This is a genomic window from Nocardioides marmotae, from assembly GCF_013177455.1.
Lineage (GTDB): Bacteria > Actinomycetota > Actinomycetes > Propionibacteriales > Nocardioidaceae > Nocardioides > Nocardioides marmotae.
The window spans coordinates 3,347,807-3,370,861 of record NZ_CP053660.1 but is presented as its reverse complement, the minus strand read 5'-3'; the positions used below and the strand labels follow the sequence as shown (position 1 = coordinate 3,370,861).

The following is a 23,055-nucleotide window of genomic DNA, read 5'->3' as shown; positions in this document are numbered from 1 at the left end:
GTCCGGCTACCCACCGCTCTAGGAGTTGTACCCCCGTGCCCGTGATCCTCGACAAGCTCCTCCGCATCGGCGAGGGCAAGATCCTGCGCCAGCTCGAGACCGTCGCCAAGGCCGTCAACGCCATCGAGGACGACTTCGTCGCGATGACCGACGAGCAGCTCCAGGCGATGACCGGCGAGCTGAAGCAGCGCCACGAGAACGGGGAGTCCCTCGACGACCTGATGCCGGAGGCCTTCGCGACCGTCCGCGAGGCCGCCAAGCGCGTCATCGGGCAGCGCCACTACGACGTCCAGATCATGGGTGGCGCGGCGCTCCACCTCGGCAACATCGCCGAGATGAAGACCGGTGAGGGCAAGACGCTGGTCGCGACCCTGCCGTCGTACCTCAACGCCCTCTCGGGCAAGGGCGTCCACGTCGTCACCGTCAACGACTACCTGGCCAAGTACCAGGCCGAGATGATGGGCCGCATCCACGCCTTCCTCGGGCTGACGACCGGCGTGATCCTGCCGGAGATGCGCCCGGCCGAGCGCCGCGAGGCCTACGCCTGCGACATCACCTACGGCACCAACAACGAGCTGGGCTTCGACTACCTGCGCGACAACATGGCCTCCGCCCTGGAGGACTGCGTCCAGCGCGGCCACAACTTCGCCGTCGTCGACGAGGTCGACTCGATCCTCATCGACGAGGCGCGGACCCCGCTGATCATCAGCGGTCCGACCCAGGACGAGGTCAAGTGGTACGGCGAGTTCGCCAAGATCGCCCGCACGCTGCAGAAGGACGTCGACTACGAGGTCGACGAGAAGAAGCGCACCATCTCGGTGCTCGAGCCGGGCATCACCAAGGTGGAGGACCACCTCGGGATCGAGAACCTCTACGACTCGGTCAACACCCCGCTCATCTCCTTCATGAACAACTGCATCAAGGCCAAGGAGCTGTTCCGCCGCGACAAGGAGTACGTCGTGCAGGACGGCGAGGTGCTCATCGTCGACGAGCACACCGGCCGCATGCTCGCCGGTCGCCGCTACAACGACGGCCTCCACCAGGCCATCGAGGCCAAGGAGGGCGTGCAGGTCCGCGAGGAGTACCAGACCCTCGCCACCGTCACGCTGCAGAACTACTTCCGCCTCTACGAGAAGCTCTCCGGCATGACCGGCACGGCGATGACCGAGGCCAGCGAGTTCGACAAGATCTACAAGCTCGGCGTCGTCCCGATCCCGACGAACAGGCCGATGGCCCGCATCGACCAGCCCGACCTGGTCTACCGGACCGAGGAGGCCAAGTACGACGCGGTCGTCGAGGACATCGCCGAGCGGCACAAGAAGGGCCAGCCGATGCTGGTCGGCACCGTGTCGGTCGAGAAGTCCGAGCACCTCTCCGAGAAGCTCAAGCGCCGCGGCATCCCGCACACCGTGCTGAACGCGAAGGTCCACGCCGACGAGGCCAAGATCGTCGCGATGGCCGGTCACCGGGGCGCGGTCACCGTCGCCACCAACATGGCCGGTCGAGGCACCGACATCATGCTCGGTGGCTCGGTGGAGTTCCTCGCCGACCAGGAGCTGCGCAAGCGCGGCCTCGAGCCCGGCGGCGAGACCGCCGAGGAGTACGACGCCGCCTGGCCCGAGACCGTCGAGCGGATCAAGGCGCAGGTCGCGGCCGAGCACGACGAGGTCAAGGAGCTCGGCGGCCTCTACGTCATCGGCACCGAGCGCCACGAGTCGCGCCGCATCGACAACCAGCTGCGTGGTCGTTCCGGCCGTCAGGGCGACCCGGGCGAGTCCCGGTTCTACCTCTCGCTCCAGGACGAGCTGATGCGGCTGTTCAAGTCCGAGTGGGTCGACCGGGTGCTCCAGGTCCTCAAGATCCCCGACGACGTCCCGATCGAGAACAAGCGGGTCACGAACGCGATCGCCAACGCCCAGGGCCAGGTCGAGTCGCAGAACTTCGAGTCCCGCAAGAACGTCCTGAAGTACGACGACGTCATGGACCGCCAGCGCAAGGTGGTCTACACCGAGCGCCGCTCGGTCCTCGAGGGCGCCGACCTCAAGGACCAGATCCGCACCTTCATCGACGACGTCGTCGAGGGGTACGTCGCCGGGTCGCTCGCCGACTTCGCCGAGGAGTGGGACCTCGAGCAGCTGTGGACGGACCTCGGCCAGATCTGGCCGATCTCGCTGGACCGCGAGCAGCTCGTCGCCGAGGCCGGCGGCGCGGCCGTGCTGGACCGCGACGACCTGGTCAAGGCGCTCCGCGAGGACGCCCACGCGGCGTACGACCGTCGCGAGCAGGAGAACGGCGAGGAGGTCATGCGCGAGCTCGAGCGGCGCGTGCTCCTCTCGGTCCTCGACCGCAAGTGGCGCGAGCACCTCTACGAGATGGACTACCTGCGCGAGGGCATCTACCTGCGTGCCTACTCCCAGCGCGACCCGCTCGTGGAGTACCAGCGCGAGGGCTTCGACATGTTCGCCGCGATGATGGACGGCATCAAGGAGGAGGCCGTCGGCTTCCTGTTCAACCTCGAGGTCCAGGTCGAGGAGGAGCCGGCGCCCACGCTGTCGGTGGCCGAGGGGCTGCAGTCCCCGGTCGGCCAGGTCGACGGCGCCGCCGCGGCTGCCGAGCCGCAGGCCCCTCACATCCGGGCCAAGGGTCTCGACGCGCCGTCGCGGCCCCAGCAGCTGGCCTACTCCGCCCCCTCCGTCGACGGCGAGGCCGAGGTGGCCACCCGCGTCGAGCAGGAGGAGGACGAGTTCGCCGGCACCGGCCGCAACGACCGGTGCCCCTGCGGCTCGGGCAAGAAGTACAAGCAGTGCCACGGCGCGCCCGGCGGCCCCAGCGGCCTCACCACCCGCGTCAACGGCTGACACCAGCCCCTCGAACGCCGGCTCGGTCCTCGCGGACCCGGCCGGCGTTCGCCGTTCTCCGGTCCGGCAGCGAGCGGGATGCTCACGTCAGGCGAAGTCGAGGGCGGTGCACACCCAGCGGGCGGGCCCGTGCGGGGCGGGCCGCTCCTCGAAGCGGGCGGCGACGGCGCGGGACCGCTCGCCGTAGCGGACGTGGATGCTCGTCTCGGCGGCCGAGGCGCTGACGAAGCAGCTGTGCACGCTGAGCACCTTGGGCCGGACCGGCTGCACGCGACCGACGCCCGGGCGGTGGCCGCCGGCGCGGGCGACGAGGCTGGCGCGGCGGTCGAGGTCGGCGTACACCTCCGCGGTCGCCCAGCGCAGCAGCTGGCTGACGGGGCGGTCGCCGCCGACGATCTCGACGGCCGCCTGGGCGAAGCGCCGCGACCACTGCTCGAGCTCGCGCCGGCGGCGCAGGTCGACGGGCACGACGCCGGCGGAGGTCGCGCCGTCGGGTCCGCGGCCGGGCGGCGGGTCCAGACGCGGGCTGAGGTCGAGCGCGAGGGTGCCCTGGACGGTGGCGGGCAGGGTCGTGCCGGGGAAGGCGAGGACGTTCTCGCCCCGCCCGCCGGGTCGTGGGGTCATGACTGGTCTCCTCGGTGCGCGGCGGGCGGCAGGCGGAGCCGCTGGCCGGGATGGATGAGGTCCGGGTCGTCCCCGATGACGGCCCGGTTGAGCTGGTGGAGGCGGTGCGAGCGACGTACGACGTCGTCGGGGTCCGCCGTGGGGGAGAGGCCGGCGGCCGCGATCGCCCACAGGGTGTCGCCGGTCCGCACGACGTGGGTCCGCGGCGCGTCGGGCTCGCGGGCCGGCGGCCGGGTCGCGCCGTCGACCGCCGCGGCGACCCAGGCGGCGGTGGAGGTCGCCCGGTCCGGCATCGGCAGCCCGTCCAGCGGGTGCGGGCGCTCGGCGGCGAGCGCGGGTGCGGGCACGACGAGCGCGACGCCGCACGCGGCCAGGACCGCGGTCCGCACGAACCGGGGGACGCCCGCGCGCCGGTCCGTGCGGCCGCGGAGCGCCTCGACCACCACGACGGTGGTGAGCAGCCACAGCCACGCGGAGGTGACGAGGACGGCGACGGCGCAGCCGCCGACGAGGAGGTCCTCGAAGGTCGTGCCCGGCCCGGGCGCCGCCCCCGGCACGCTCGGCAGCGCGACCGCACCGAGCCCGGCGACGGTCATCGTCGCGGCCAGCTCGACCAGCAGGCATCGCGCCGGCCGGATACGCCGCGGCTCGTCCATCCCGGACCTCGTCAATCTCTGCGTTTGCGTCCGTTTGCGTGTGTTGAAGCGAGCCAACGCCTGTTGGGCTGGATCGTCAACCCCCTCTCCACAGCGCCTGGCACAGTTCCACCACCACCACCACCACCACTGCTGGATGTGAGGCCATGCCAGGCACGGAGAGCCACGAGAACCCCCAGGCGCAGGCTGCCGCCATCCTCGAAGAGCTGCGCATCGCCGGCTACGACGTGGACTCGGTGTACTCCTTGCGCGAGCGGTACCGCGACTACCGCGACGCCGTCCCGATCCTGGCCGGCTGGCTGCCGCGCGTACGCGACATGGACCTCAAGGAGGGGCTCCTGCGCAGCCTCGCCGTGAGGTTCGCCCAGGCTGCGCTGCCGGCGCTCATCGAGGACTTCACGAGGATGGACACCAGCGTCGACCCCACCGGATTCCAGCTGCGGTGGGCCGCGGGGAACAGCATCGAGGTCCTCTGGGACGACCGCTGCTTCGACGACCTCGTCGCCCTCGCGACCGACCGGGCCTACGGCCGAGGCCGCGAGATGGTCGTCCGCGGCCTGGGCAGGTCCAAGCGCGCCGAAGCAGCCGACGTGCTCATCGGGCTCCTCGATGACCCGGACGTCCTGGTCCCCGCCGTCATCGCCCTGCGCAAGCATCCCGACCCGCGTGCCCGAGGACCGCTGGAGAAGGCGCACGCAGGCCAGGAGAGGTGGGTTCAGAAGGAGATCGAGAAGACGCTCGCGACGCTGCCTTCCTGAGGGTGGAAGCCGGGCGGCCGGGCTCCCCGCGGCCGTGCGGGGTGATCCGCACCACCCGGCGGGCATCGGCCCCTGGCGGCAGGCGCGGGGCCGGTAGCCTGGGGCCGCCGATGGAGGAGGTCCCGATGCGCACGCCGTTGCTCTGGACCCGTGCCCTGGTCCTGGCCGTCGTCGCGCTGGGCGCGGGCGTGGTCTCCCACGTCGCCGCGGACGGCTCCCTCCCGCACCCGGTGGCCCTGGCCGCCCTGCTCGGCCTCAGCACCGTCCTCGTCGCGCCCCTGCTCCGCACCCGCGCCTCCGCCGGGCGCCTGGTCGCCCTCGTGGTCGGCGGCCAGCTCGCGACCCACGCCGCGCTGAGCACCCTGGCCGGCCACGCGGGCACGGCCACCACGTCGGCCACCACGTCGGCCACCGGCTCGGCGCCGGCCGCGCCCCTGCGTGCCGCCCCCGACCTCGCCGGCACGATGGGCGCCGCCGCCGACGCCTCGACCCGGCGTACCGGAAGCCTCATCGAGCAGTACCAGTCCGCGACCGCCGGCGTGGCCGGCGGGCCCGCGGCCGACCCGTTCTCCGCGCTGTCCGCGTTCGTCGACCACCAGGTCGCCCACCTGGCGGCGCAGGGCCCGACGATGGTCCTCGCCCACACCCTCGGCGCGGTGGCGCTGGGGCTGTGGCTCGCCGTGGGCGAGTCGGCGCTGTGGAGCCTGGTCCACCTCGGCCTGGCCCGCCTCGACGTCGCGACGCGCGCCCACCTGGTGCTGGGCGCGGCGCTCGCGGCCGTGCGCGACACCCTTGCCGCCGGCCGCGTCCACCTGCCCGCCCCCGTCCCGCGGCGGGTCCGCCTGCCCGGCGTCCTCGACGACCCCTCCCGGCGCCGCGGTCCACCGAGCCTCCTCCCCGCCTGAGCGGCATCCCGCCCAGGCGTCCCCTGCGGGTCCGACCGGACCCGCGCCCCGGCGCGCGACCGCGCGTCGTACCGCCTTGCCCGGAGGAGACACCATGCATTCCAGCACCACCCGTTCCAGCACCCCCGCGCCCGCCCGTCCGGCCCGGCGCCGGCGCGCCGCCCTCGGGGCGCTCGCCCTCGCCGGGGCCCTGGCGCTGACCGCCTGCGGCGAGGACGCCGAGCCCTCCGCGTCCACCTCCGAGTCCACCTCCGCGTCCACCTCCGAGGGCGCGGAGGTCGTCGTCACCGACCCGTGGGTCCGCGCGACCGACGGCGCCGAGGACACCTCGATGACCGCCGCGTTCATGGACCTCGCCAACGACGGCGACGAGGACGTCACCCTGGTCTCGGCGTCCACCGACGTCGCCGGCATGGTCGAGCTGCACGAGATCGCGAACGTCGACGGCAAGCCGGTCATGCAGGAGGCGGCCGGCGGCATCGAGCTCGGCGCCGGTGGCGGCCAGCTGCTCCAGCCCGGCGGCTACCACGTGATGCTGATGGACCTCGCCGGCGAGCTGGCCGCGGGCGAGGAGGTCGACCTCACCCTGGAGTTCTCCGACGGCAGCACCGTCGAGGTGACCGCCCCGGTCAAGGCGTTCACCGAGGAGGAGGGCCACTACCACGACCACGGCTCCCACGACCACGGCTCCTCCGACGAGGGCGACGGGCACTCCCAGTGAGCACCTCCGGGGTCGGCCGACGCGGGTTCCTCGGCTACGTCGGCACGGCGGTCGCGGGAGCGGCCGCCGGCGCCGGCGGGGTCGCGCTGGCCGGCTCCGCGGGCGGTGCCGAGGGCACCCCCGCCCCGGATGCCACGGCGTGGGCCGGGCGCACCATCGCGCCGTACGGAGCGCACCAGCCGGGCGTCGCCACCTCAAGCCCGCACGTCACCGAGCTGGTCGCCCTCGACCTGCTGCCCGGCGCCGACCGCGACGCGCTGGGCCGGCTGATGCGGGTGTGGACCGGGGACGTGGAGGCGCTCACCCAGGGCCGCCCGGCCCCCGGCGACACCGCGCCGTGGCTGGCCGGCGCCCGGGCCGACCTGACGATCACCGTGGGGGCCGGGCCCGGCGCGTTCGGGCCGCGCCTGCTCGGCGAGCCCCCCGCCGGCTTCGGCACCGTCCCGCCGATGCGCCACGACCGGCTCCAGGAGCGGTGGAACGGCGGGGACCTCGTGCTCGTGGTCGCCGCCCGTGACGCGACAACCGTCGCCCACGCCGTACGACGCCTGGTGGCCGACGCCGCGCCGTTCGCCACGCCCCGCTGGCGCCAGCACGGCTCGTGGAACGGCGTCGACGGGCGCGGGCAGGCGGTGACCGGGCGCAACCTGTTCGGGCAGGTCGACGGCTCGGCGAACCCCCGGCCCGGCACGGACCTCTTCGACGAGACGGTCTGGATCGACGAGGGCGACTGGGCGGGCGGCACCACCCTGGTCGTGCGCCGCATCCGGATGGACCTCGACACCTGGGACGAGCTCACCCGCGACGAGCAGGAGCGCTCGGTGGGACGACGCCTCGACGACGGCGCCCCGCTGACCGGCGGCGAGGAGCTCGACGACGTCGACCTGACCGCGCGCACCGGCGGCCGGCCCACGATCGCCCGCGACGCCCACGCCCGGCGCTCCCACCCCGACCTCAACGGCGGTCGGCGGATCTTCCGCAAGGGCGCGAACTACGTGCTCGACACCGACCGGGGCGTGGAGTCCGGCCTGCTCTTCCAGAGCTTCCAGGCCGACCTGCTCGACCAGTTCGTGCCGATCCAGCGCAGCATCGACGAGCTCGACGCCCTCAACGAGTGGACGACCGCGATCGGCTCGGCGAGCTTCGTGGTGCTGCCGGGCTTCGAGGAGGGCGGCTGGCTGGGCCAGGTCCGGCTGGGGTGAGCCTCAGTCGAGCGGCTTGACCCGCACGGTGTCGGTGGCCGCGGCCTTGGCCGCCCGGGGGGTGGCCTGGAAGACCGCGCGGACCTGGTGCGTGCCGGGCGGCAGGTCGCGGACCAGCTGTTCGGCGCGGCCCTCGCGCAGGCGCATGGTGACCTTCCGGCCGGCCACGTTGACGACCACCTCGCCCGCGGGGTGCCCGGACGCCAGCGCCGCCGAGGTCGCCACCACGGTGACCAGGGCGCGCCCCTTGCGGCCGGAGGCGCGGACGGTTAAGTCCACGTCGGCTCGCCCGGGGGAGGGCCAGGAGACGGTCTGGCTGGCGGTGGCGGCCCCCGCGGCGGCCACGTCGACGCGGACCGAGATCCGCGAGCCCACGTCGCCCCGGCGCACGTTGTAGTCCGACCCACGGGCGCCGCCGATGGGCTTGCCGTCGCGCAGCCAGGTGTAGGTCGGGGTCGCCTCGGCCGGGGTCCAGGTGCCGGGGCGGACGACGATCTTCTTCCCGAAGACGACCCGCCCGCTCGCGGTGAACGGTGCGGTGATCGCGACCGCGGTCTCCCGGTCGCGGAAGTTGTCGATGCGGTTCTTGGTCTTCCTCCGGATCGCCGGCAGGACGGCGTACAGGTTCGAGCCCGGGCAGGAGGTGCTGTTGGTGTCGCGGTGCCCGTCGATCACCGGCAGCTTCACCGTGCGGCCGGAGCGGAACTTGTCGCTGCCCTCGCTGACCACGGTCGCCTGCCCGAGGGGGTCGCGGCCGTACTTGTCGAGCTTCCAGGCCGCCACCCGGGCGATCGCGGCGATGACCGCATCGGTCGGCTTCGCCTGGTCGAAGTTGCCGATGACCGAGATGCCGAGGGAGTTGTGGTTGAAGCCGAGGGTGTGGGCGCCCCGGACGTTCTTGGCCGCGCCGCCCGCGCGCCCCATCCAGATCCGGCCGAAGCGGTCGACGAGGAAGTTGTAGCCGATGTCGGACCAGCCCAGGCTCTGGGTGTGATAGGCGTACATGCCGCGGATCAGGGCCGGCACGTCCGCGGCGGCGTAGCTGTTGCTGTTGACCGTGTGGTGGACGTGCACCTGGTGGACCGTCGAGATGTACGACGGCGGCTTGTCGCGCAGGTTCTCGTTGGCGCCCCACGCCTTGCGGTTGCGGATGTTCGGCCGGGGCACCGCCTTCGCGGCTGCGGCGGCCGTCGTGGTGGTCCGGCCCAGCGCCTGGACCTCGGAGTCGTCGGTGTCGTCGAGCGCCGCCTCGTCCCCGGGGAGCGGGGTGGGGTGCAGCAGCACCAGCGCGAGGTCCGCGGGCCGCTCGCCGACCACCCGGACCCGGACGCCGTCGGTCGGGCCGACCCAGACCAGGTCGCTGCCGACGGTGGACCCCACCCCGTCGGCGCCGGGGTCGGGGGACTCGTGGGGGGCCGGGGCGCGGGTCCAGGGCTCCCAGGTCGAGCCGCGCCGGACGCTGAGCTCCAGCACCGGCTCGACGTCCCCGCGGGTCCAGGTGAAGCCGATCATGGAGTACGTCGTGGTCGCGAGCTTGCCGGTGCTGCGGCGGGCCGCGGGCCCGGAGGCCGCGGGACCGCCCTCGACCAGGACCTGGTCGTCCAGGGGGAGGGTGAGGGACTCCACGCCCATGTCGCCGGCGCTGAGCCGGAGCGGGTCGGCGCCCCCGTCGTCACCTCCGATGAGGCCGGTGCGGGCTGCCGTGCCGATGCCGGCGACAGCTGCGGTTCCCCCGGCCAGGGCCAGGAGGAGCGGGCGGCGTCGGGTGCTCGTCACAGCACCATCATCCGTCACAGGGTCCCCAGAACTCACCTCCGGTGGTCCTCGGCCTGTCGCCCGATGGTCGTAGGACCGGGTTAGTGAAAACTTTCACAAGCCCTCGGAAACGTCCGAGGCCCGACCTACGGTGGACGGCATGGTGCCCATCGACGTGCTCCTGTCCTCGGTCGTCGTGCCTGCGGCCGACGCCGTCACGGCGGTCGCGGACGCCGTCGCCGATCCGGCCGGTCTGCTGCCGGCCCGGCAGCAGATGGCGCTCTCGCTGGGCTGGCACATCATCCTGGCCTGCTTCGGTGTCGCGTTCCCCGCGATCATCTTCGCGATGCACGTCATCGGCCTGCGCCGGGGCAACGAGCACGCCCTGGTCCTCGCCCAGCGCTGGGCGAAGGTCTCCGCGGTGCTCTTCGCCATCGGTGCGGTCTCCGGCACCGTGCTCAGCTTCGAGATGGGCCTGCTCTGGCCCGGCCTGATGGGCACCTTCGGCGACGTGCTGGGGCTGCCGTTCGCCTTCGAGGGGCTGGCGTTCTTCCTCGAGGCGATCTTCCTCGGCATCTACCTCTACGGGTGGGGCCGGATGCCGGCCAAGCAGCACCTGCTGATGATCGTGCCGATGGCGATCACCGGCGTGATCGGCACCTACTGCGTGATCGCGGTCAACGCCTGGATGAACGTGCCGGTCGGCTTCAAGGTCGTCGACGGCGAGGTCACCGACATCGAGCCGTGGGCGGTCATGTTCAACCCCGCGGCGTTCTGGCAGTTCCTGCACATGTGGCTCGCGGCGTACATGGTCGCCGGCTTCGCCATCGCCGCGGTGTACGCCGTCGGCATGCTGCGCGGGCGCCGCGACGAGCGGCACCGGCTCGGCTTCCGCGTGGCGATGGCCTTCGCGAGCGTCTCGGCGGTGCTGCAGCCCTTCGTCGGCCACCTGCTCGGCGGCCGGCTCGCCCAGTGGCAGCCGGCCAAGCTGGCGGCCTTCGAGCTCGCGACCGAGACCGAGCAACCCGCGCCGCTGCGCCTGGGCGGGATCCTCATCGACGGGGAGGTCCGCTACGCCCTCGACATCCCCTACCTCGGCTCCCTGATCGCGCGGAACTCCTTCAACAAGCCGGTCGTGGGCCTCGATGAGTTCCCCGCCGACACCCACCCGCCGGTCAACATCACCCACCTCTCCTTCCAGCTCATGGTCGGCCTCGGCACCCTGCTCGCGCTCGTCGCCGTCGTCTACTGGTTCGCCCAGTGGCGCGGCCGCGACCTGGCCGAGTGGCCCTGGTTCCTCCGGTTCATGGCCACCGGCGGTGTGCTGGCGATCGTGGCGATGGAGGCCGGCTGGATCGCCACCGAGGTCGGCCGTCAGCCGTGGATCGTCCAGGACGTCATGCGCACGCCCGAGGCGGCCGGCGACAACCCGGGGTTGTGGTGGCTGCTCGGCGCGACAACGGTGGTCTACACGGCGATGACGATCGGCGCGATCGTGGTCCTGCGCTCGATGGCCCGCCGGTGGCGGGCGGGGGAGACCGACCTGCCGAGCCCGTACGCACCGGACCCGCTCGGCTCGGAGGACCCCGCGGCGACCGGTGGGGAGGTGCGCTGATGCTCGCGACGACGGTCGCGGCCGCGCTGTTCGTCGGCGTGCTGGCGTACGCGATCTTCGGCGGCGCGGACTTCGGCTCGGGGTTCTACGACCTCACCGCCGGTGGCAGCAGGAAGGGCGCCGAGCTGCGCACCCTGGTCGACCACAGCATCGGGCCGGTGTGGGAGGCCAACCACGTGTGGCTGATCTACGTGCTGGTGACCTGGTGGACGGCCTTCCCCGAGTCGTTCGCCTCGGCGATGTCCACGCTGATCCTGCCGCTCCTGCTCGCCCTGCTCGGCATCGTGCTCCGGGGCGCGAGCTTCGCCTTCCGCAAATACGCCGCGTCGCTGGCCCAGGCCCGCCTGTTCGGCATCGTCTTCGCCACCTCCTCGGTGGTCACGCCGTTCTTCCTCGGCACCGTAGCCGGGGCGATCGCGTCCGGACGGGTGCCGGCGGAGGGCCGCGGCGACCTGTGGACCTCGTGGCTGAACCCGACGTCGGCGTTCGGCGGGGTCATCGCCGTGGGCACGTGCGCCTTCCTGGCCGGGTGCTTCCTGTGCGCCGACGCCGCCCGGGGCGGACACGAGCGGCTCAGCGAGCAGTTGCGCCGGCGCACGATCGGGGTCGGCCTCGTGACGGGTGCCGTGGTGCTCGCCGCGTTGGTCCCGCTCGAGCGGGACGCGCCCACGCTGGCCGACGGCCTGGAGACCCAGGCCGCGCCGCTGGTCATCGCGTCCGCGCTGGCGGGGGTGGCGACGCTCGTCCTGCTGGCCCGCCGGCGCTTCTCGCTCGCGCGGGTGACCGCCGTGGTCGCCGTCGCGGCCGTCGTGTCCGGGTGGGGCGTGGGGCAGTACCCCTGGCTGCTCGTCGACGAGGTCACCATCGCCGACGCCGCCGGCGCGCGGGCGACGCTCCAGGCGCTGCTCGTCGCGGTCGGGCTGGCCGCGGTGATCGTGGTCCCGGCCCTGGTCTACCTCTACCGCCTCACGCAGACGGAGGCGTGGTCGCGGCCCGACCACTGACCCCGCAGGGCCGTGCCGGGCGCGACCACGCCTCCGCGTGGGTGCCGACCTGGGTCAGCGGTGCGCGCGCTGACCGGAGTTGCGACCGGTGAGGGTCGAGGCCACGATCACCAGGACCGCGGCGATCGCGATCGAGACGATCCAGCGGGTCCAGTCGATGCCGTTCGAGCCGTCGCCGCCGAAGGCCTGGTAGACCACGAGCCCGAGAAGGACGCCGCCGACGCCGCAGAGCAGCGTCAGCCACAGCGGGATGTTGTCCTTGTCGCCGGGGGCGACGAACTTGCCGAGCAGGCCGATGATCAGGCCGGCGATGATGATGCCCACGATCTCCATGGGTAGTGCTCCTGTCCGTGCGGGGGAGTGGTGCAGGGGCGGCGAGCGCGCGCCCTGGGGTCCCGTACCCATCTCGCGGCTCCCGGCACGCCTGCCGCGGCGCTAGGGTCCGCGGGCATGGGGTGGGAGCGCGAGCTGTTCGGGGTCCTCGACGACCTCGAGCAGCAGGCCGAGGCGGCGTACGACCTCGAGCGCGCGGCGGAGCTCGCCGACCGCAGCCGCGCCGAGTACCAGCAGGTCACGCTCGCCTCCCGGCTCGTCGCCTCGCTGGATCGCGAGGTGGTGCTGGAGGTGCGGGGCGTGGGCCCGACGGCCGGGGTCCTCGAGCGGGTCGGCACCGGGTGGTGCCACCTGCGGGCGCCGGGTCAGGACTGGGTCGTGCACCTGCCGGCGGTGCTCGCCGTCCGCGACGCCGCCGAGCGGTCGGTGCCCGAGGTCGCCTGGCCCGCGACCGCCCGCCTCGGCCTCGGCTCGCCGCTGCGCCGGCTCGCCGAGGCCGCCGAGCGCTGCGTCGTCCGCACCGTCGAGGGCACCGCCCACGACGGCACCCTCTCCCGGGTGGGCGCCGACTTCGTCGAGGTCCGCACCGGCGGCACCGGCCGGGTCGTCCTCGTCGCCTTCACCGGTCTCGCCGCCGTCCAGTCCCGCGACCCCTGACGGGTCAGGTGGCGTCGACGTCGTACGGCGGGACCTCACCGGCAGCGAGGGGGCGCAGGCCGCGGCGCGGGGGACGGGCGGCCTCCTCCTCGGCGTCGGCCATCGCCTCCATCACGTGCTTGCGGACGATGGCGCGGGGGTCGAGGTCGCTCAGCTCGAGGTCGGCGTACTCCGGTCCGAGCTCGTTGCGCAGCTCGTCGCGCGCGGAGTTGGCGAACTGCTTGGCCTTGCGCAGGAACTGACCGGCCTGCTTGGCCAGGTCGGGGAGCCGGTCGGGACCGAAGACGAGCACCGCGACGAACGCGATGACAGCGAACTCCGGCAGGCCGACCCCGAACATGGGTCAGAACCTAGCGGCTGGCGTGAGCCCCAACTGCATGCCGGCCAGTCCGCGGCCGCGACCGGACAGGGTGGAGGCGATCTGGTGCAGCTCGCGGGCCGCGGGCGCGGTCGGGTCGGACTCGACGATCGGCTTGCCGATGTCGCCGCCCTCGCGCAGGGAGATGTCGAGGGGGATGCGGCCCAGGACCGGCACGTCGTAGCCGAAGCGGGAGGACAGCGTCTGCGCCACGCGGTCGCCGCCGCCGGAGCCGAAGACCTCGAGGCGGTGGTCCTTGCCCTCGGCCGCGCAGTGCGGGCAGGGCAGGTAGCTCATGTTCTCCACGACGCCGACGACGCGCTGGTGCATCATCGAGGCCATCGTGCCCGCGCGCTCGGCCACCTCGGCGGCGGCCTCCTGCGGGGTGGTCACCACGACGACCTCGGCGCCGGGCAGGTGCTGACCCAGCGAGATCGCCACGTCGCCGGTGCCCGGCGGGAGGTCGAGGAGCAGGACGTCGAGGTCGCCCCAGTAGACGTCGGAGAGCATCTGGACCAGGGCCCGGTCGAGCATCGGGCCGCGCCAGGCGACGACCTGGTCGCGCCGCGGCTTGAGCATGCCGATGGAGATCACCGAGACGCCGCTGGGGGTGGGGACCGGCATGATCAGGTCGTCGACCTGGGTGGGCCGGGAGTCCGCGACACCGAGCATGGCGGGCACCGAGTGGCCGTAGATGTCGGCGTCGACGACGCCGACCTTGAGGCCCTGGCCGGCCATCGCGAGCGCGAGGTTGACGGTGACCGAGGACTTGCCGACACCGCCCTTGCCGCTGGCGATCGCGAAGACCTTGGTCAGGTTGCCGGGCTGCGCGAAGGGGATCTCGCGCTGCGCCTGGCCGCCGCTGAGCACGTCCTTGAGGCCGGCCCGCTGCTCGGCGGTCATCACGCCGAGGGAGAGGTCCACACCGGTGATCCCGGGGACCTGGGTGACGGCGGCGGTGACGTCGCGGTTGATGGTGTCCTTCAGCGGACATCCGGCGACCGTCAGCAGCACGTGGACCTTCGCGAGACCGGCGCCGTCGACCTCGACGGAGTCGACCATGCCCAGCTCGGTGATCGGCCGCTTGATCTCGGGGTCGTTGACCGTCGCGAGTGCTGCGGTGACCTTGTCGACAAGCCCAGTGCTCATGATGTCCGAGTCTAGGTCGCGGGGGAGTCCGGCCCCGCATCCGTGGCAGGGGTGGGACGAGTCTCACGCGCCTGGCGTCGGTCGGCGTGCTCGTCGGCCCGCTCCAGCGCTCCCGCCTCGGCCCGCTCGTCGAGCTCCTGGAGCAGCGCGCGCAGCTCCGAGCGCAGGAAGTCGCGGGTGGCCATCTCGCCCACCGACATCCGCAGCGAGGCGACCTCGCGGGCGAGGAACTCCATGTCGGCGTGGGCCCGGGCGTTGGCCTGGCGGTCCTGCTCGGCGATGACCTTGTCGCGCTGCTCCTGCCGGTTCTGCGCGAGCAGGATCAGCGGTGCGGCGTACGACGCCTGGAGGCTGAGCATCAGGGTCAGGAAGATGAAGGCGTACGGGTCGTAGCGCCAGTCCGCGGGCGCCAGGGTGTTCCACAGCACCCACACGATGACGAACGCCGTCATGTAGATGAGGAACCGCGCGGTGCCCATGAACCGCGCGAACTGCTCGGCGAAGACGCCGAAGGTGTCGGCGTCGTACGACGGTCGGCGGCTGAGGAAGGACCGGCGCCGCAGGTCGCGGGGGGTGTCGAGGCGGCTCGGGGTGGAGCGCTGCTGCTGCTCAGGCACGACGCACCGCCCGGTCCCGCCAGCCCTCGGGCAGCATGTGGTCGAGCAGGTCGTCGACGGTCACCGCGCCGAGCAGGTGGCCGTTCTCGTCCACGACCGGCGCCGCCACCAGGTTGTACGTCGCCAGGTGGGCCGCGACCTGGTCGATCGTGGCCGCGGGCTTGAGGTTCTCCATCGAGTCGTCCAGCGCGCCGGCGACGAGGGTCGAGGGGGGCTCGCGCAGGAGCCGCTGGATGTGGGCGACGCCGAGGAACCGTCCGGTCGGGGTCTCCAGCGGCGGCCGGCACACGTAGACGAGGGCGGCCAGCGCCGGGGTCAGCTCGGGGTTGCGCACGTGCGCGAGCGCGTCGGCGATGGTCGCGTCCGGCCCGAGGATGACCGGCTCGGGGGTCATCATCGCGCCGGCGGTGTTCTCGACGTACGACATCAGCCGCCGCACGTCCTCGGCCTCCGCCGGCTCCATCAGGTCCAGCAGCACCTGCGCGGTCTCGGGGGAGAGGTCGGCGATGAGGTCGGCGGCGTCGTCGGCGGACATCTCCTCGAGCACGTCGGCGGCGCGCTCGGTGTCGAGGTGGCTGAGGATCTCGACCTGGTCCTCGTCCGGGAGCTCCTCGAGGACGTCGGCGAGCCGCTCGTCGTCGAGCGCGGCGACGACCGCCGTGCGCCGCTCGGGGGGCAGGTCGTGGATCATGCTCGCCGCGTCGGCGGGGCGCATCTCGTTGAGCGCGTGGACCAGGTGGGTGGCGCCCTGGGTCTCCTCGCGGCGGGTGAGGCCGTCGACGTCGCGCCACTCCACGACGTGGGTCTGGCCGCGGCGGCGCAGCCCCTTGGTCGGCTCCTGGACCGCGACCCGGCTCAGCACCCAGTCTCGGTTGCGGGCCTGCTCCATCGCCACGTCGTAGACGGTGCCGCGCACGCCGGAGGAGGTGATCGTGACGTCGCGGTCGAGCATCTCGCCGATGACCAGGGTCTCGGTCGAGCGCTGCTCGAAGCGGCGCATGTTGAGCAGGCCGGTCGTGTAGACCGAGCCGGCGTCGATGTGGGTCACCCGCGTCATCGGCACGAAGATCCGCCGCCGGCCGAACACCTCGGCCACCATGCCGAGCACGCGCGGCTGGCTGACCTCCGAGCGGACGGCCGCCACGAGGTCGCGCACCTTGGCCACCTGGTCGCCCTGCGGGTCGAAGATCGGCAGCCCGACCAGGCGGGCCGCGTAGACGCGCGCGGGAGTGGTGCTCACGTTGCGAGGCTAGCGGCCGCGGTGGCTCGCAGCCGCGCGGTGGGAGGATGTGGAACGTGCGCGTCGTCCTCCACGTCGGGCTGCCCAAGACGGGCACGACGTACCTCCAGTCGCTGCTGGCCTCCCAGCGCGAGGCGCTGCGCGCGGGCGGGGTGCTCCACCCCTTCGTGCGCCCCGGCGCGATGTTCCGCAGCGCCGTGGAGCTGCGCGGCTCGCACGCGAAGTTCGGCCTCGCCGAGGACGACGTCGCCGGCACCTGGGCCGCGGTCTGCGAGCGGGCCCGGCAGCACGACGGGCCGGTGCTGCTCGGCCACGAGGTGCTCGCCGGGGCGACGCCCGCGCAGGTCGCGGCGACGCTCGCGCCGCTGGAGGGCGTCGAGGTCGACGTCGTGGTGACCGCCCGCGACCTCGGCCGCCAGGCCACCGCGCACTGGCAGGAGGAGGTCAAGCTCGGCGACACCCGCTCCTTCGCCGACGTCGAGGCCGAGGAGCTGCGCGCCGACACCGGCCGCGACGCCGGCCCGGACGCCGGCGGCCGGCGCCCGCACTTCTGGCACGCCCAGGACTGGGGCTGGGCGCTGGAGCGGTGGTCGACCGCCGTCCCTGCCGAGCGCGTGCACCTCGTCGTGTGCCCCGCGCCCGGCGCGGAGCCGGCCGAGCTGTGGCGCCGGTTCGCGGCGGCCGCGCGGATCGACCCCGGCCTCCTCGACGCCGGCGCGGTGCCCGCCGCCAACCCCTCGCTCGGCCGCCCCGAGGTCGCGCTGCTGCGTGCGGTCAACGCCGAGCTCGCCGGCCGGCTGGACCGGGAGGCCTACCTGCGCGTGGTCAAGAAGGAGTACGCCGAGGGCGTGCTCGCCGCCGGGTCCGCTGGGGCCGCTGGGGCTGCCGGGTCCGCTGGGGCCGCTGGGGCTGCCGGGTCTGCCGGGTCTGCCGGGTCTGGGTCCGCCGCGGACCGGCCGCGGACGCCGGACCGCCTGCGCGGCCTGCTCGAGTCGGTCACCGACCGCTGGCTGGCCGAGCTGGCGGCCGGGGCGCACCCGGTGCACGGCGACCCGGCCGAGCTGCGGCCGGTCGTGGGGGCGCCGGGCGACCCGGACCCCGACGTACCCCTGCCGGCCGACGCCGACCCGGCCGCGGTCGCCCGCGACCTGCTGGCCCGGGCCGGTCACGGTCCCCGACGGCGGGGCCTGCTGCGGCGTAGGGTGCGGGGATGATCCGTCTGAGGACCGCCCTGCTCGCGCCGATGGTGCTGACCGGCGCCCTCCTCGCCGGGTGCGGCGAGGACGAGGGCACGACCGTCAGCGACCCGGCGGCCTCGGCCTCCCCCTCGGCCTCCGGCTCGGAGTCCCCGACGCCCTCGGGCGACGTGGCGAGCGGGAGCGCCAGCGGCGGACCGGTCGAGGGCCCCGACTGCGCCGAGGTCTGGGTGGCGGGGGAGACCCTCCCCAACGGCTACCAGGGGTGCGTGGCCGAGGGGCGGCTGGTGAAGGCCGACGGGCGCTACTGCGAGTTCGGCAAGCCGCTGATCACCTACGACGACCGCTGGTGGGCGGTGCCGGGCGGCCGGATCGGCGAGGCCGAGGGCCCCCTGGTGCGCGATCGGGACTACCGGGCCGTGCTCCGCAAGTGCGGTGGCTGACCGGGTCGGCAGGTAGCCTGCCCGCGCGGGAAGGTCTACGTCACCACCCGTAGTCCGCCCCACCGATTTCCGGAGTGTGAACCCGCGTGCGTCGTCCCCTCGCCGCGACCGTGCTCGCGACCAGCCTCGTGCTGCTCGCCGGGCTGCTCGGCGCCCTGCCCACGTCCGCCACCGCGGCCGAGAACACCGGCACCACGAGTGCCACCAGCACCAGCACCAGGTCCAGTGCCGTGGCCGGCGCCCCGGCCGCCAAGCCGAAGCCGGCGCCGTTGAAGTACACCCCGCCTCAGGGCGTGCGGGTCAACAACCCGCTGGGCGACCGCGAGGCGCGCCGGCGGATCATCGGACACCTCATCCGCACCGTCCAGAGCGTCCCGGGTCGGGAGAAGATCCGGATCGCGAGCTGGAACGTCCGCAGCGACGACCTCGTGGACGCGCTCATCGCCGCGCACCGCCGCGGCGTGTCGGTGCGGGTGGTGATGGACCGGCTCAACGCCAACAAGGACAACGTCAACGAGGGCGTCAACCGGATGCAGGCGGTCTTCAAGACCAAGGAGGCCAACCGCAAGGCCTCGATGAAGAGCGACGTGCGCAAGTGCGTGAGCTCCTGCCGCAGCCGCAGCGGGATCGCCCACACCAAGTTCTTCCTCTTCAGCAAGGCCGGCAAGGCCAAGGACGTCGTCATCTACGGCTCCAACAACGCCACCGACCTCGCCGCGCACGGCCAGTGGAACGACGTCTTCACGATCACCGGCAAGCCGAACATCTACGCCGAGTTCGACCACGTCTTCAACCAGATGCGCCGCGACAAGCCGGTCAAGCAGCCCTACGTCTCCTACCAGCACGGGAAGTACACCTCGTACTTCTACCCCCACCGCGGCGCGGGCACCGAGGCCGACCCGCTGCTGCGCGACCTCAACGACATCGTCTGCGCGGGCGCGACCGGCGGCACCGGCACCAACGGCTACACCAAGATCCGCATCGCGCAGACCTCGATGCACGGCGACCGCGGCAAGGCGATCGCCGAGCGGCTGCGCACGATGTGGCAGCGCGGCTGCGACATCAAGATCGTGTACGCCGTCTTCGGCAACAACGTGCTGAAGATCCTGCGCAACACCAGCCGCGGCCCGGTCCCGATGCGGCACATCGCCCAGGACTTCAACCTCGACGGCGTCTACGACCGCTACCTGCACATGAAGTACATGGCCGTCAGCGGCCGCTACCAGGGCGCCACCGACGCCGAGGTCACCTGGAACGGCTCGGCGAACTGGACCGGCGTCGCGCTGGCCAGCGACGAGATCGTGATGCGGATCTTCGACGCCGGCGTGCGCCGCACCTACGCCGACTGGGTCGACTACCTCTACGCCAACCCGCCGCGCTACAGCAGCAGCCCGAAGGTCCAGGAGCGGCTCGCCGCCCAGGCCTCGCTCGCCCGCCGCTCGCTCATCGCCCGCGGCGGCAACCCGTACGCCGGGATCCAGGTCAACTGAGGGGAGCGGTCGCGTCCCACCTATAGGTGGGATGCGACCGCTTCCGGGGCAATATTTTGGCCCAGAAGCGGTCACGTACCACCAAAAGGTGGGACGCACGCGGACCCACCAGCCACACCGGCCCCACCGGCAACAAGGTGGGGGGCGGCCCGCGCGGCACCACGGCGCGGGGCGGGCGGGCACCTAGCGTGTGCGCGTGCGTCGCCGGGGCGGGCAGGCCCTCCTGCTGATCGCCGCCACCCTCGTGTCGGTGGCGGTCGTCGCGGCGTTCCTCCACACCGGGTCCCAGCCGGGTCCGCGGGAGGAGCCCGACCGGGCCGTGCTGGGGGCGAGCACGGCGGCGACGGTCGACGAGTGCGCGGACCTGCTGCTGCTCGGGGTCGACGGGGCCGGTGAGGCGCCGAGCGGCGGGACGACCTACGGGCGGACCGTCGGCGTCTTCGCCCGCGCGTTCACCCGCCAGGCACTGGGCGCGGACCGGACGGTCGAGCAGGTCCGGGTGTCGATGGCCTCCCGCCCCACCGCGCGTCTGCTGCGCGATCGGCCCGACGACCGCCGCGCCCTGCGCAGCGTCAGCGCCACCAAGGCGCGGGCCTGGATGAAGCCGGTGCCGGCGGCGGGGCAGCGGCTCCTCGCGCTGGTCGACCGGCACGCCTTCGCCTGCCCCGACCAGCAGCTGGTCCTCGTCGGCCACGCCCAGGGCGCGGCCGTGGTCCACCGGGCGCTCACCGCCCTGGCCGGTCGCCCCGACGGGCTCCGCGACGTCGTCGGCGCCGCTCTGGTGGCCGACCCCGACCGCCGCGTCCGCACCCGCGCGACGTCCCTCGGAGCGCCCGCGGCCGCGGCCTCCCGCAGCGGCATCGCGGCCCGCCGGCTCGGCGCGGTTCCCGACGTCCCGGCCCGCACGGCGACGTACGCCGCCTGGAGCGTGTGCACCGCCGGTGACCTGGTCTGCGACCCCCAGGACGTCCGCGTCACCAAGGCCCTGCAGAAGAACCGTTCCTACGCCTACGGCCCCGGCGCCGCCGCCCTGCGGAAGGTGGCCGCCGGCCTGCTCGCGAAGGCGAGGCTGCGACCCGTCGCGCGTCCCGAGGTGCAGGTGGCCACGGCGCCCGTGCGCCAGCCCTTCGCCCTCCAGCTCGCGGTGTCGACCTCGGCGAGCGGCGTGGTGTGGCAGGACGCCCGCAACCTCCCGCCCGGCCTGACCCTCGACGCCACCGGCCTGCTCTCCGGGACGCCCACGGAGTTCGGCACGTGGAACGTCTCCTACGTCGTGCGCGGCACCGACCCGGTGACCGCCGGCGCGACCGGGGTCGTCGTGGTCACGGTGCCGGCCGGCCCGGCCTCGGTGAGCGCGGGCGGGCAGGTCTCCTGCCAGGTGCGCGAGGGCGGCAGCGCGTGGTGCTGGGGACGGAACAACTTCGGGCAGCTCGGCGACGGCACGACGACCACGCGGACCCGGCCGGTCGCGGTGGCCGGCGGCGACACGTGGAGGTCGATCAGCACCAGCGGCGCGACGACCTGCGCCATCCGCACCGACGCCACGCTGTGGTGCTGGGGCCTGGGCCACCACGGCCAGCTCGGCACCGGCAAGGGCCCCGCCCGGTCCACCCCGGCGCAGGTCGGCTCGAGCGCCGCCTGGACCTCGGTGAGCGCCGGCTGGTTCCACACCTGCGGCACCCGCAGCAACGGCTCGCTGTGGTGCTGGGGGTCGAACCTGCGCGGCCAGCTCGGCGACGGCACGTTCACCACGCGCGGGCGGCCGAAGCGCGTCGGCACCGCCAACGACTGGGCGAGCGTCGCGGCGGGCGGCTGGTTCACCTGCGCGACCCGCACCGGCGGCACGGCGTGGTGCTGGGGCCAGAACACCTTCGGCCAGCTCGGCAGCCCCGAGAGCGACCCGCAGCCGACTCCCACCCAGGTCGGGACGGGCACGACCTGGGCGAGCCTGGACGCCGGCTGGGCGCACACCTGCGGCACGACGGTCGAGGGGGCGGCGCTGTGCTGGGGGCGCAACGACCGCGGCCAGCTGGGCGATGCGACCCGCAGCCTGCGGCGCTCCCCGGAACCGGTCACGGGCGGGCGCATCTGGACTAGCATCAGCGCCGGCGACGCCACCACGTGCGCCGTCGACAACACCGGCAGCGCTTGGTGCTGGGGGAGCGGTCGCTACGGCCAGATCGGCGACGGCTCCCGGAGCAACCGGACGGTGCCGACCCTCGTCGTCGCCGAGCGCGCCTGGCTCTCGCTGGACGCCGGCTGGTTCCACGCGTGCGGCGGCCTCGACACCGGGGCCACCGCCTGCTGGGGCAACAACGAGCTGGGCCAGGTCGGCGACGGCTCCACGAACGACCGACCGCTGCCGGAGGGGATCTCGTGAGCGGACCTTCCGAGCAGGACGAGGACCGGGGCCGGGACCGGGACCAGGACCGGGCCGGGGAGCGCCGGGCGGCGCTCGCGACCGTCGGTGCGGTCGTGGCGATTGTGCTGGTGGTGGTGGCCGCCAACCTGCTGCCCCGGGGCGGGGAGGGCTCCTCGCCCGCGGCGCCCGCGCCGTCGGCCGCCCCGAGCCGCACCACCGCGGCCGAGCTGGCCCGGATGAGCCCGCAGGAGATCGCCGACGCGGCGCTGCTCGACCGCGGCGAGGTCGCCGCCCCGCAGGCGGTGCCGAGCGGCGCGGACAAGCTGCGCAACAAGGTGCAGGACCTCGTGGCCGAGCAGCCCTACTCCTTCACGCTGACCACCTTCAACATCCTCGGCAGCCAGCACACCGCGCCGGGCGGGGCCGCCTCGGGGTACGCCCCGGGCCGGATCCGCACCGAGTGGGCGGCCGCGCTCGTGGCGTCGTACGGCTCGAGCATCGTGGGCCTCCAGGAGATCCAGGCCGACCAGCTGACCGCGCTGACCCGCGCGACCGGCGGCCGGTTCGCCTTCTGGCCGGGCACGGCGCTCGGCGGCAAGGGGATCCCGCAGTCGCTCATGTGGGACACCGCGGTGTGGACCGCGACCTACCAGGACTCCATCACCGTGCCGTTCATGGGCGGCACCCGCCCGCAGCCGGTGGTGCGCCTGCAGCACCTCGAGTCGGGCCGCGAGGTCTACGTCATCAACATCCACAACTCCCCGAAGGACCGCCAGGGGCGCGAGGACGAGCGGGACAAGGCCGAGGAGATCGAGGTCGCGGCGGTCAACACCTTGAAGAAGGACGGCATCCCGGTCTTCATCATCGGGGACTTCAACGAGCACGAGGACGCCTTCTGCCGGTTCACCGGTCAGGCCGGGCTGCGCGCCGCCAACGGCGGGTCGAACGACGGCGCCTGCCGCCCGCCGCGCCCGATGCGGGTGGACTGGATCTTCGGCACGCCCGACGTCGAGTTCTCCGGCTTCCGCATGGACACCAGCCCGGCGGTGCGGCGCATCACCGACCACGCGGTCATCACGACGCGGGTCACCGTGCCGTAGCCTCACCCCTCG

Annotated in this window: 21 protein-coding genes; 13 read left to right on the top strand and 8 right to left on the bottom strand. The window is 73.7% G+C overall.

Annotated elements, in window-relative coordinates; genetic code table 11:
• Positions 1–35 precede the first annotated feature (35 nt).
• Positions 36–2,858, top strand: a complete 2,823-nt coding sequence (gene secA, locus HPC71_RS16075) for a preprotein translocase subunit SecA (RefSeq protein ID WP_171896922.1) — start codon at positions 36–38, stop codon at positions 2,856–2,858.
• Positions 2,859–2,945: 87 nt separating this feature from the next.
• Here secA and HPC71_RS16070 read toward each other — a convergent pair whose 3' ends face one another.
• Together HPC71_RS16070 and HPC71_RS16065 are read right to left on the bottom strand one after the other, a co-directional pair.
• Positions 2,946–3,482, bottom strand: coding sequence for an Rv3235 family protein (locus tag HPC71_RS16070; protein ID WP_154614784.1), 537 nt, complete (start codon positions 3,480–3,482; stop codon positions 2,946–2,948).
• Positions 3,479–4,138, bottom strand: a complete 660-nt coding sequence (locus tag HPC71_RS16065; RefSeq protein WP_154614785.1) for a LysM peptidoglycan-binding domain-containing protein — start codon at positions 4,136–4,138, stop codon at positions 3,479–3,481. The genes HPC71_RS16070 and HPC71_RS16065 overlap by 4 nt, the downstream gene beginning before the upstream one ends.
• 146 nt (positions 4,139–4,284) lie before the next feature.
• On the opposite strand from HPC71_RS16065, the gene HPC71_RS16060 reads away from it, so the two are divergent.
• The 4 genes from HPC71_RS16060 (at position 4,285) to HPC71_RS16045 (ending at position 7,724) form a co-directional block, all read left to right on the top strand.
• On the top strand, positions 4,285–4,896 hold the full coding sequence (locus HPC71_RS16060; protein ID WP_154613290.1) for a HEAT repeat domain-containing protein: 612 nt from the start codon (positions 4,285–4,287) through the stop codon (positions 4,894–4,896).
• A 125-nt stretch (positions 4,897–5,021) separates the two neighbouring features.
• Entirely contained in the window at positions 5,022–5,801 is a 780-nt protein-coding gene (locus HPC71_RS16055) for a hypothetical protein (RefSeq protein WP_154614786.1), read from the top strand.
• A 94-nt stretch (positions 5,802–5,895) separates the two neighbouring features.
• Entirely contained in the window at positions 5,896–6,522 is a 627-nt protein-coding gene (locus tag HPC71_RS16050; RefSeq protein WP_154614787.1) for a copper chaperone PCu(A)C, read from the top strand.
• Positions 6,519–7,724 carry a Dyp-type peroxidase gene (locus HPC71_RS16045; RefSeq protein WP_171896921.1) on the top strand — a complete coding sequence of 402 codons (1,206 nt, stop codon included), beginning with the start codon at positions 6,519–6,521 and terminating at the stop codon, positions 7,722–7,724. Before HPC71_RS16050 ends, HPC71_RS16045 begins: the two co-directional genes overlap by 4 nt.
• 3 nt (positions 7,725–7,727) lie before the next feature.
• Here HPC71_RS16045 and HPC71_RS16040 read toward each other — a convergent pair whose 3' ends face one another.
• Complete coding sequence (locus tag HPC71_RS16040; protein ID WP_154614788.1) at positions 7,728–9,500, bottom strand: peptidoglycan recognition protein family protein; 1,773 nt, start codon at positions 9,498–9,500, stop codon at positions 7,728–7,730.
• 139 nt (positions 9,501–9,639) lie between these two features.
• Between HPC71_RS16040 and HPC71_RS16035 the strand changes: the two genes are divergently transcribed.
• Positions 9,640–11,094 carry a cytochrome ubiquinol oxidase subunit I gene (locus HPC71_RS16035; protein WP_216656438.1) on the top strand — a complete coding sequence of 485 codons (1,455 nt, stop codon included), beginning with the start codon at positions 9,640–9,642 and terminating at the stop codon, positions 11,092–11,094.
• On the top strand, positions 11,094–12,098 hold the full coding sequence (locus tag HPC71_RS16030) for a cytochrome d ubiquinol oxidase subunit II (RefSeq protein ID WP_216656437.1): 1,005 nt from the start codon (positions 11,094–11,096) through the stop codon (positions 12,096–12,098). Before HPC71_RS16035 ends, HPC71_RS16030 begins: the two co-directional genes overlap by 1 nt.
• A 54-nt stretch (positions 12,099–12,152) precedes the next feature.
• Here the strand turns inward: HPC71_RS16030 and HPC71_RS16025 are convergent, their stop codons facing one another.
• The gene (locus HPC71_RS16025) at positions 12,153–12,431 is read right to left on the bottom strand and encodes a GlsB/YeaQ/YmgE family stress response membrane protein (protein WP_154613286.1); all 279 of its coding nucleotides are present in this window, start codon (positions 12,429–12,431) and stop codon (positions 12,153–12,155) included.
• A 117-nt stretch (positions 12,432–12,548) separates the two neighbouring features.
• On the opposite strand from HPC71_RS16025, the gene HPC71_RS16020 reads away from it, so the two are divergent.
• A complete protein-coding gene (locus HPC71_RS16020) occupies positions 12,549–13,088 on the top strand; it encodes a hypothetical protein (RefSeq protein ID WP_154613285.1) in 540 nt (179 codons plus the stop codon).
• Positions 13,089–13,092: 4 nt separating this feature from the next.
• On the opposite strand, the gene HPC71_RS16015 is transcribed toward HPC71_RS16020, so the two are convergent.
• Genes HPC71_RS16015 through HPC71_RS16000 form a run of 4 tightly spaced genes read right to left on the bottom strand, consistent with a single transcriptional unit; the run spans position 13,093 to position 16,452 of the window.
• A complete protein-coding gene (locus tag HPC71_RS16015) occupies positions 13,093–13,428 on the bottom strand; it encodes a sec-independent translocase (RefSeq protein WP_154613284.1) in 336 nt (111 codons plus the stop codon).
• A 3-nt stretch (positions 13,429–13,431) separates the two neighbouring features.
• A complete protein-coding gene (locus HPC71_RS16010; protein WP_154614789.1) occupies positions 13,432–14,595 on the bottom strand; it encodes an Mrp/NBP35 family ATP-binding protein in 1,164 nt (387 codons plus the stop codon).
• Between the two features lie 11 nt (positions 14,596–14,606).
• On the bottom strand, positions 14,607–15,212 hold the full coding sequence (locus tag HPC71_RS16005; RefSeq protein WP_171896920.1) for a DUF1003 domain-containing protein: 606 nt from the start codon (positions 15,210–15,212) through the stop codon (positions 14,607–14,609).
• Complete coding sequence (locus HPC71_RS16000; RefSeq protein ID WP_171896919.1) at positions 15,205–16,452, bottom strand: magnesium transporter MgtE N-terminal domain-containing protein; 1,248 nt, start codon at positions 16,450–16,452, stop codon at positions 15,205–15,207. The genes HPC71_RS16005 and HPC71_RS16000 overlap by 8 nt, the downstream gene beginning before the upstream one ends.
• A gap of 56 nt (positions 16,453–16,508) precedes the next feature.
• Between HPC71_RS16000 and HPC71_RS15995 the strand changes: the two genes are divergently transcribed.
• The 5 genes from HPC71_RS15995 (at position 16,509) to HPC71_RS15975 (ending at position 23,043) form a co-directional block, all read left to right on the top strand.
• A complete protein-coding gene (locus HPC71_RS15995) occupies positions 16,509–17,666 on the top strand; it encodes a hypothetical protein (RefSeq protein WP_154614790.1) in 1,158 nt (385 codons plus the stop codon).
• A complete protein-coding gene (locus HPC71_RS15990; protein WP_154614791.1) occupies positions 17,663–18,091 on the top strand; it encodes a hypothetical protein in 429 nt (142 codons plus the stop codon). The genes HPC71_RS15995 and HPC71_RS15990 overlap by 4 nt, the downstream gene beginning before the upstream one ends.
• Before the next feature lie 86 nt (positions 18,092–18,177).
• A complete protein-coding gene (locus HPC71_RS15985) occupies positions 18,178–19,581 on the top strand; it encodes a phospholipase D-like domain-containing protein (RefSeq protein ID WP_154614792.1) in 1,404 nt (467 codons plus the stop codon).
• Positions 19,582–19,777: 196 nt separating this feature from the next.
• A complete protein-coding gene (locus tag HPC71_RS15980) occupies positions 19,778–21,961 on the top strand; it encodes a cutinase family protein (protein WP_154614793.1) in 2,184 nt (727 codons plus the stop codon).
• On the top strand, positions 21,958–23,043 hold the full coding sequence (locus HPC71_RS15975; protein WP_154614794.1) for an endonuclease/exonuclease/phosphatase family protein: 1,086 nt from the start codon (positions 21,958–21,960) through the stop codon (positions 23,041–23,043). The genes HPC71_RS15980 and HPC71_RS15975 overlap by 4 nt, the downstream gene beginning before the upstream one ends.
• Positions 23,044–23,055 lie beyond the last annotated feature (12 nt).

What these genes read in the sequence shown, in the direction of transcription:
- HPC71_RS16030 (WP_216656437.1), top strand. Translation starts at nt 11,094, where the DNA reads ATGCTCGCGACGACGGTCGCGGCCGCGCTGTTCGTCGGCGTGCTGGCG.
- HPC71_RS16020 (WP_154613285.1), top strand. Translation starts at nt 12,549, where the DNA reads ATGGGGTGGGAGCGCGAGCTGTTCGGGGTCCTCGACGACCTCGAGCAG.
- HPC71_RS16010 (WP_154614789.1), bottom strand. Translation starts at nt 14,595, where the DNA reads ATGAGCACTGGGCTTGTCGACAAGGTCACCGCAGCACTCGCGACGGTC.
- HPC71_RS16065 (WP_154614785.1), bottom strand. Translation starts at nt 4,138, where the DNA reads ATGGACGAGCCGCGGCGTATCCGGCCGGCGCGATGCCTGCTGGTCGAG.
- HPC71_RS16055 (WP_154614786.1), top strand. Translation starts at nt 5,022, where the DNA reads ATGCGCACGCCGTTGCTCTGGACCCGTGCCCTGGTCCTGGCCGTCGTC.
- HPC71_RS16050 (WP_154614787.1), top strand. Translation starts at nt 5,896, where the DNA reads ATGCATTCCAGCACCACCCGTTCCAGCACCCCCGCGCCCGCCCGTCCG.
- HPC71_RS16060 (WP_154613290.1), top strand. Translation starts at nt 4,285, where the DNA reads ATGCCAGGCACGGAGAGCCACGAGAACCCCCAGGCGCAGGCTGCCGCC.
- HPC71_RS16025 (WP_154613286.1), bottom strand. Translation starts at nt 12,431, where the DNA reads ATGGAGATCGTGGGCATCATCATCGCCGGCCTGATCATCGGCCTGCTC.
- HPC71_RS15990 (WP_154614791.1), top strand. Translation starts at nt 17,663, where the DNA reads ATGATCCGTCTGAGGACCGCCCTGCTCGCGCCGATGGTGCTGACCGGC.
- HPC71_RS16035 (WP_216656438.1), top strand. Translation starts at nt 9,640, where the DNA reads ATGGTGCCCATCGACGTGCTCCTGTCCTCGGTCGTCGTGCCTGCGGCC.
- HPC71_RS16070 (WP_154614784.1), bottom strand. Translation starts at nt 3,482, where the DNA reads ATGACCCCACGACCCGGCGGGCGGGGCGAGAACGTCCTCGCCTTCCCC.
- HPC71_RS16015 (WP_154613284.1), bottom strand. Translation starts at nt 13,428, where the DNA reads ATGTTCGGGGTCGGCCTGCCGGAGTTCGCTGTCATCGCGTTCGTCGCG.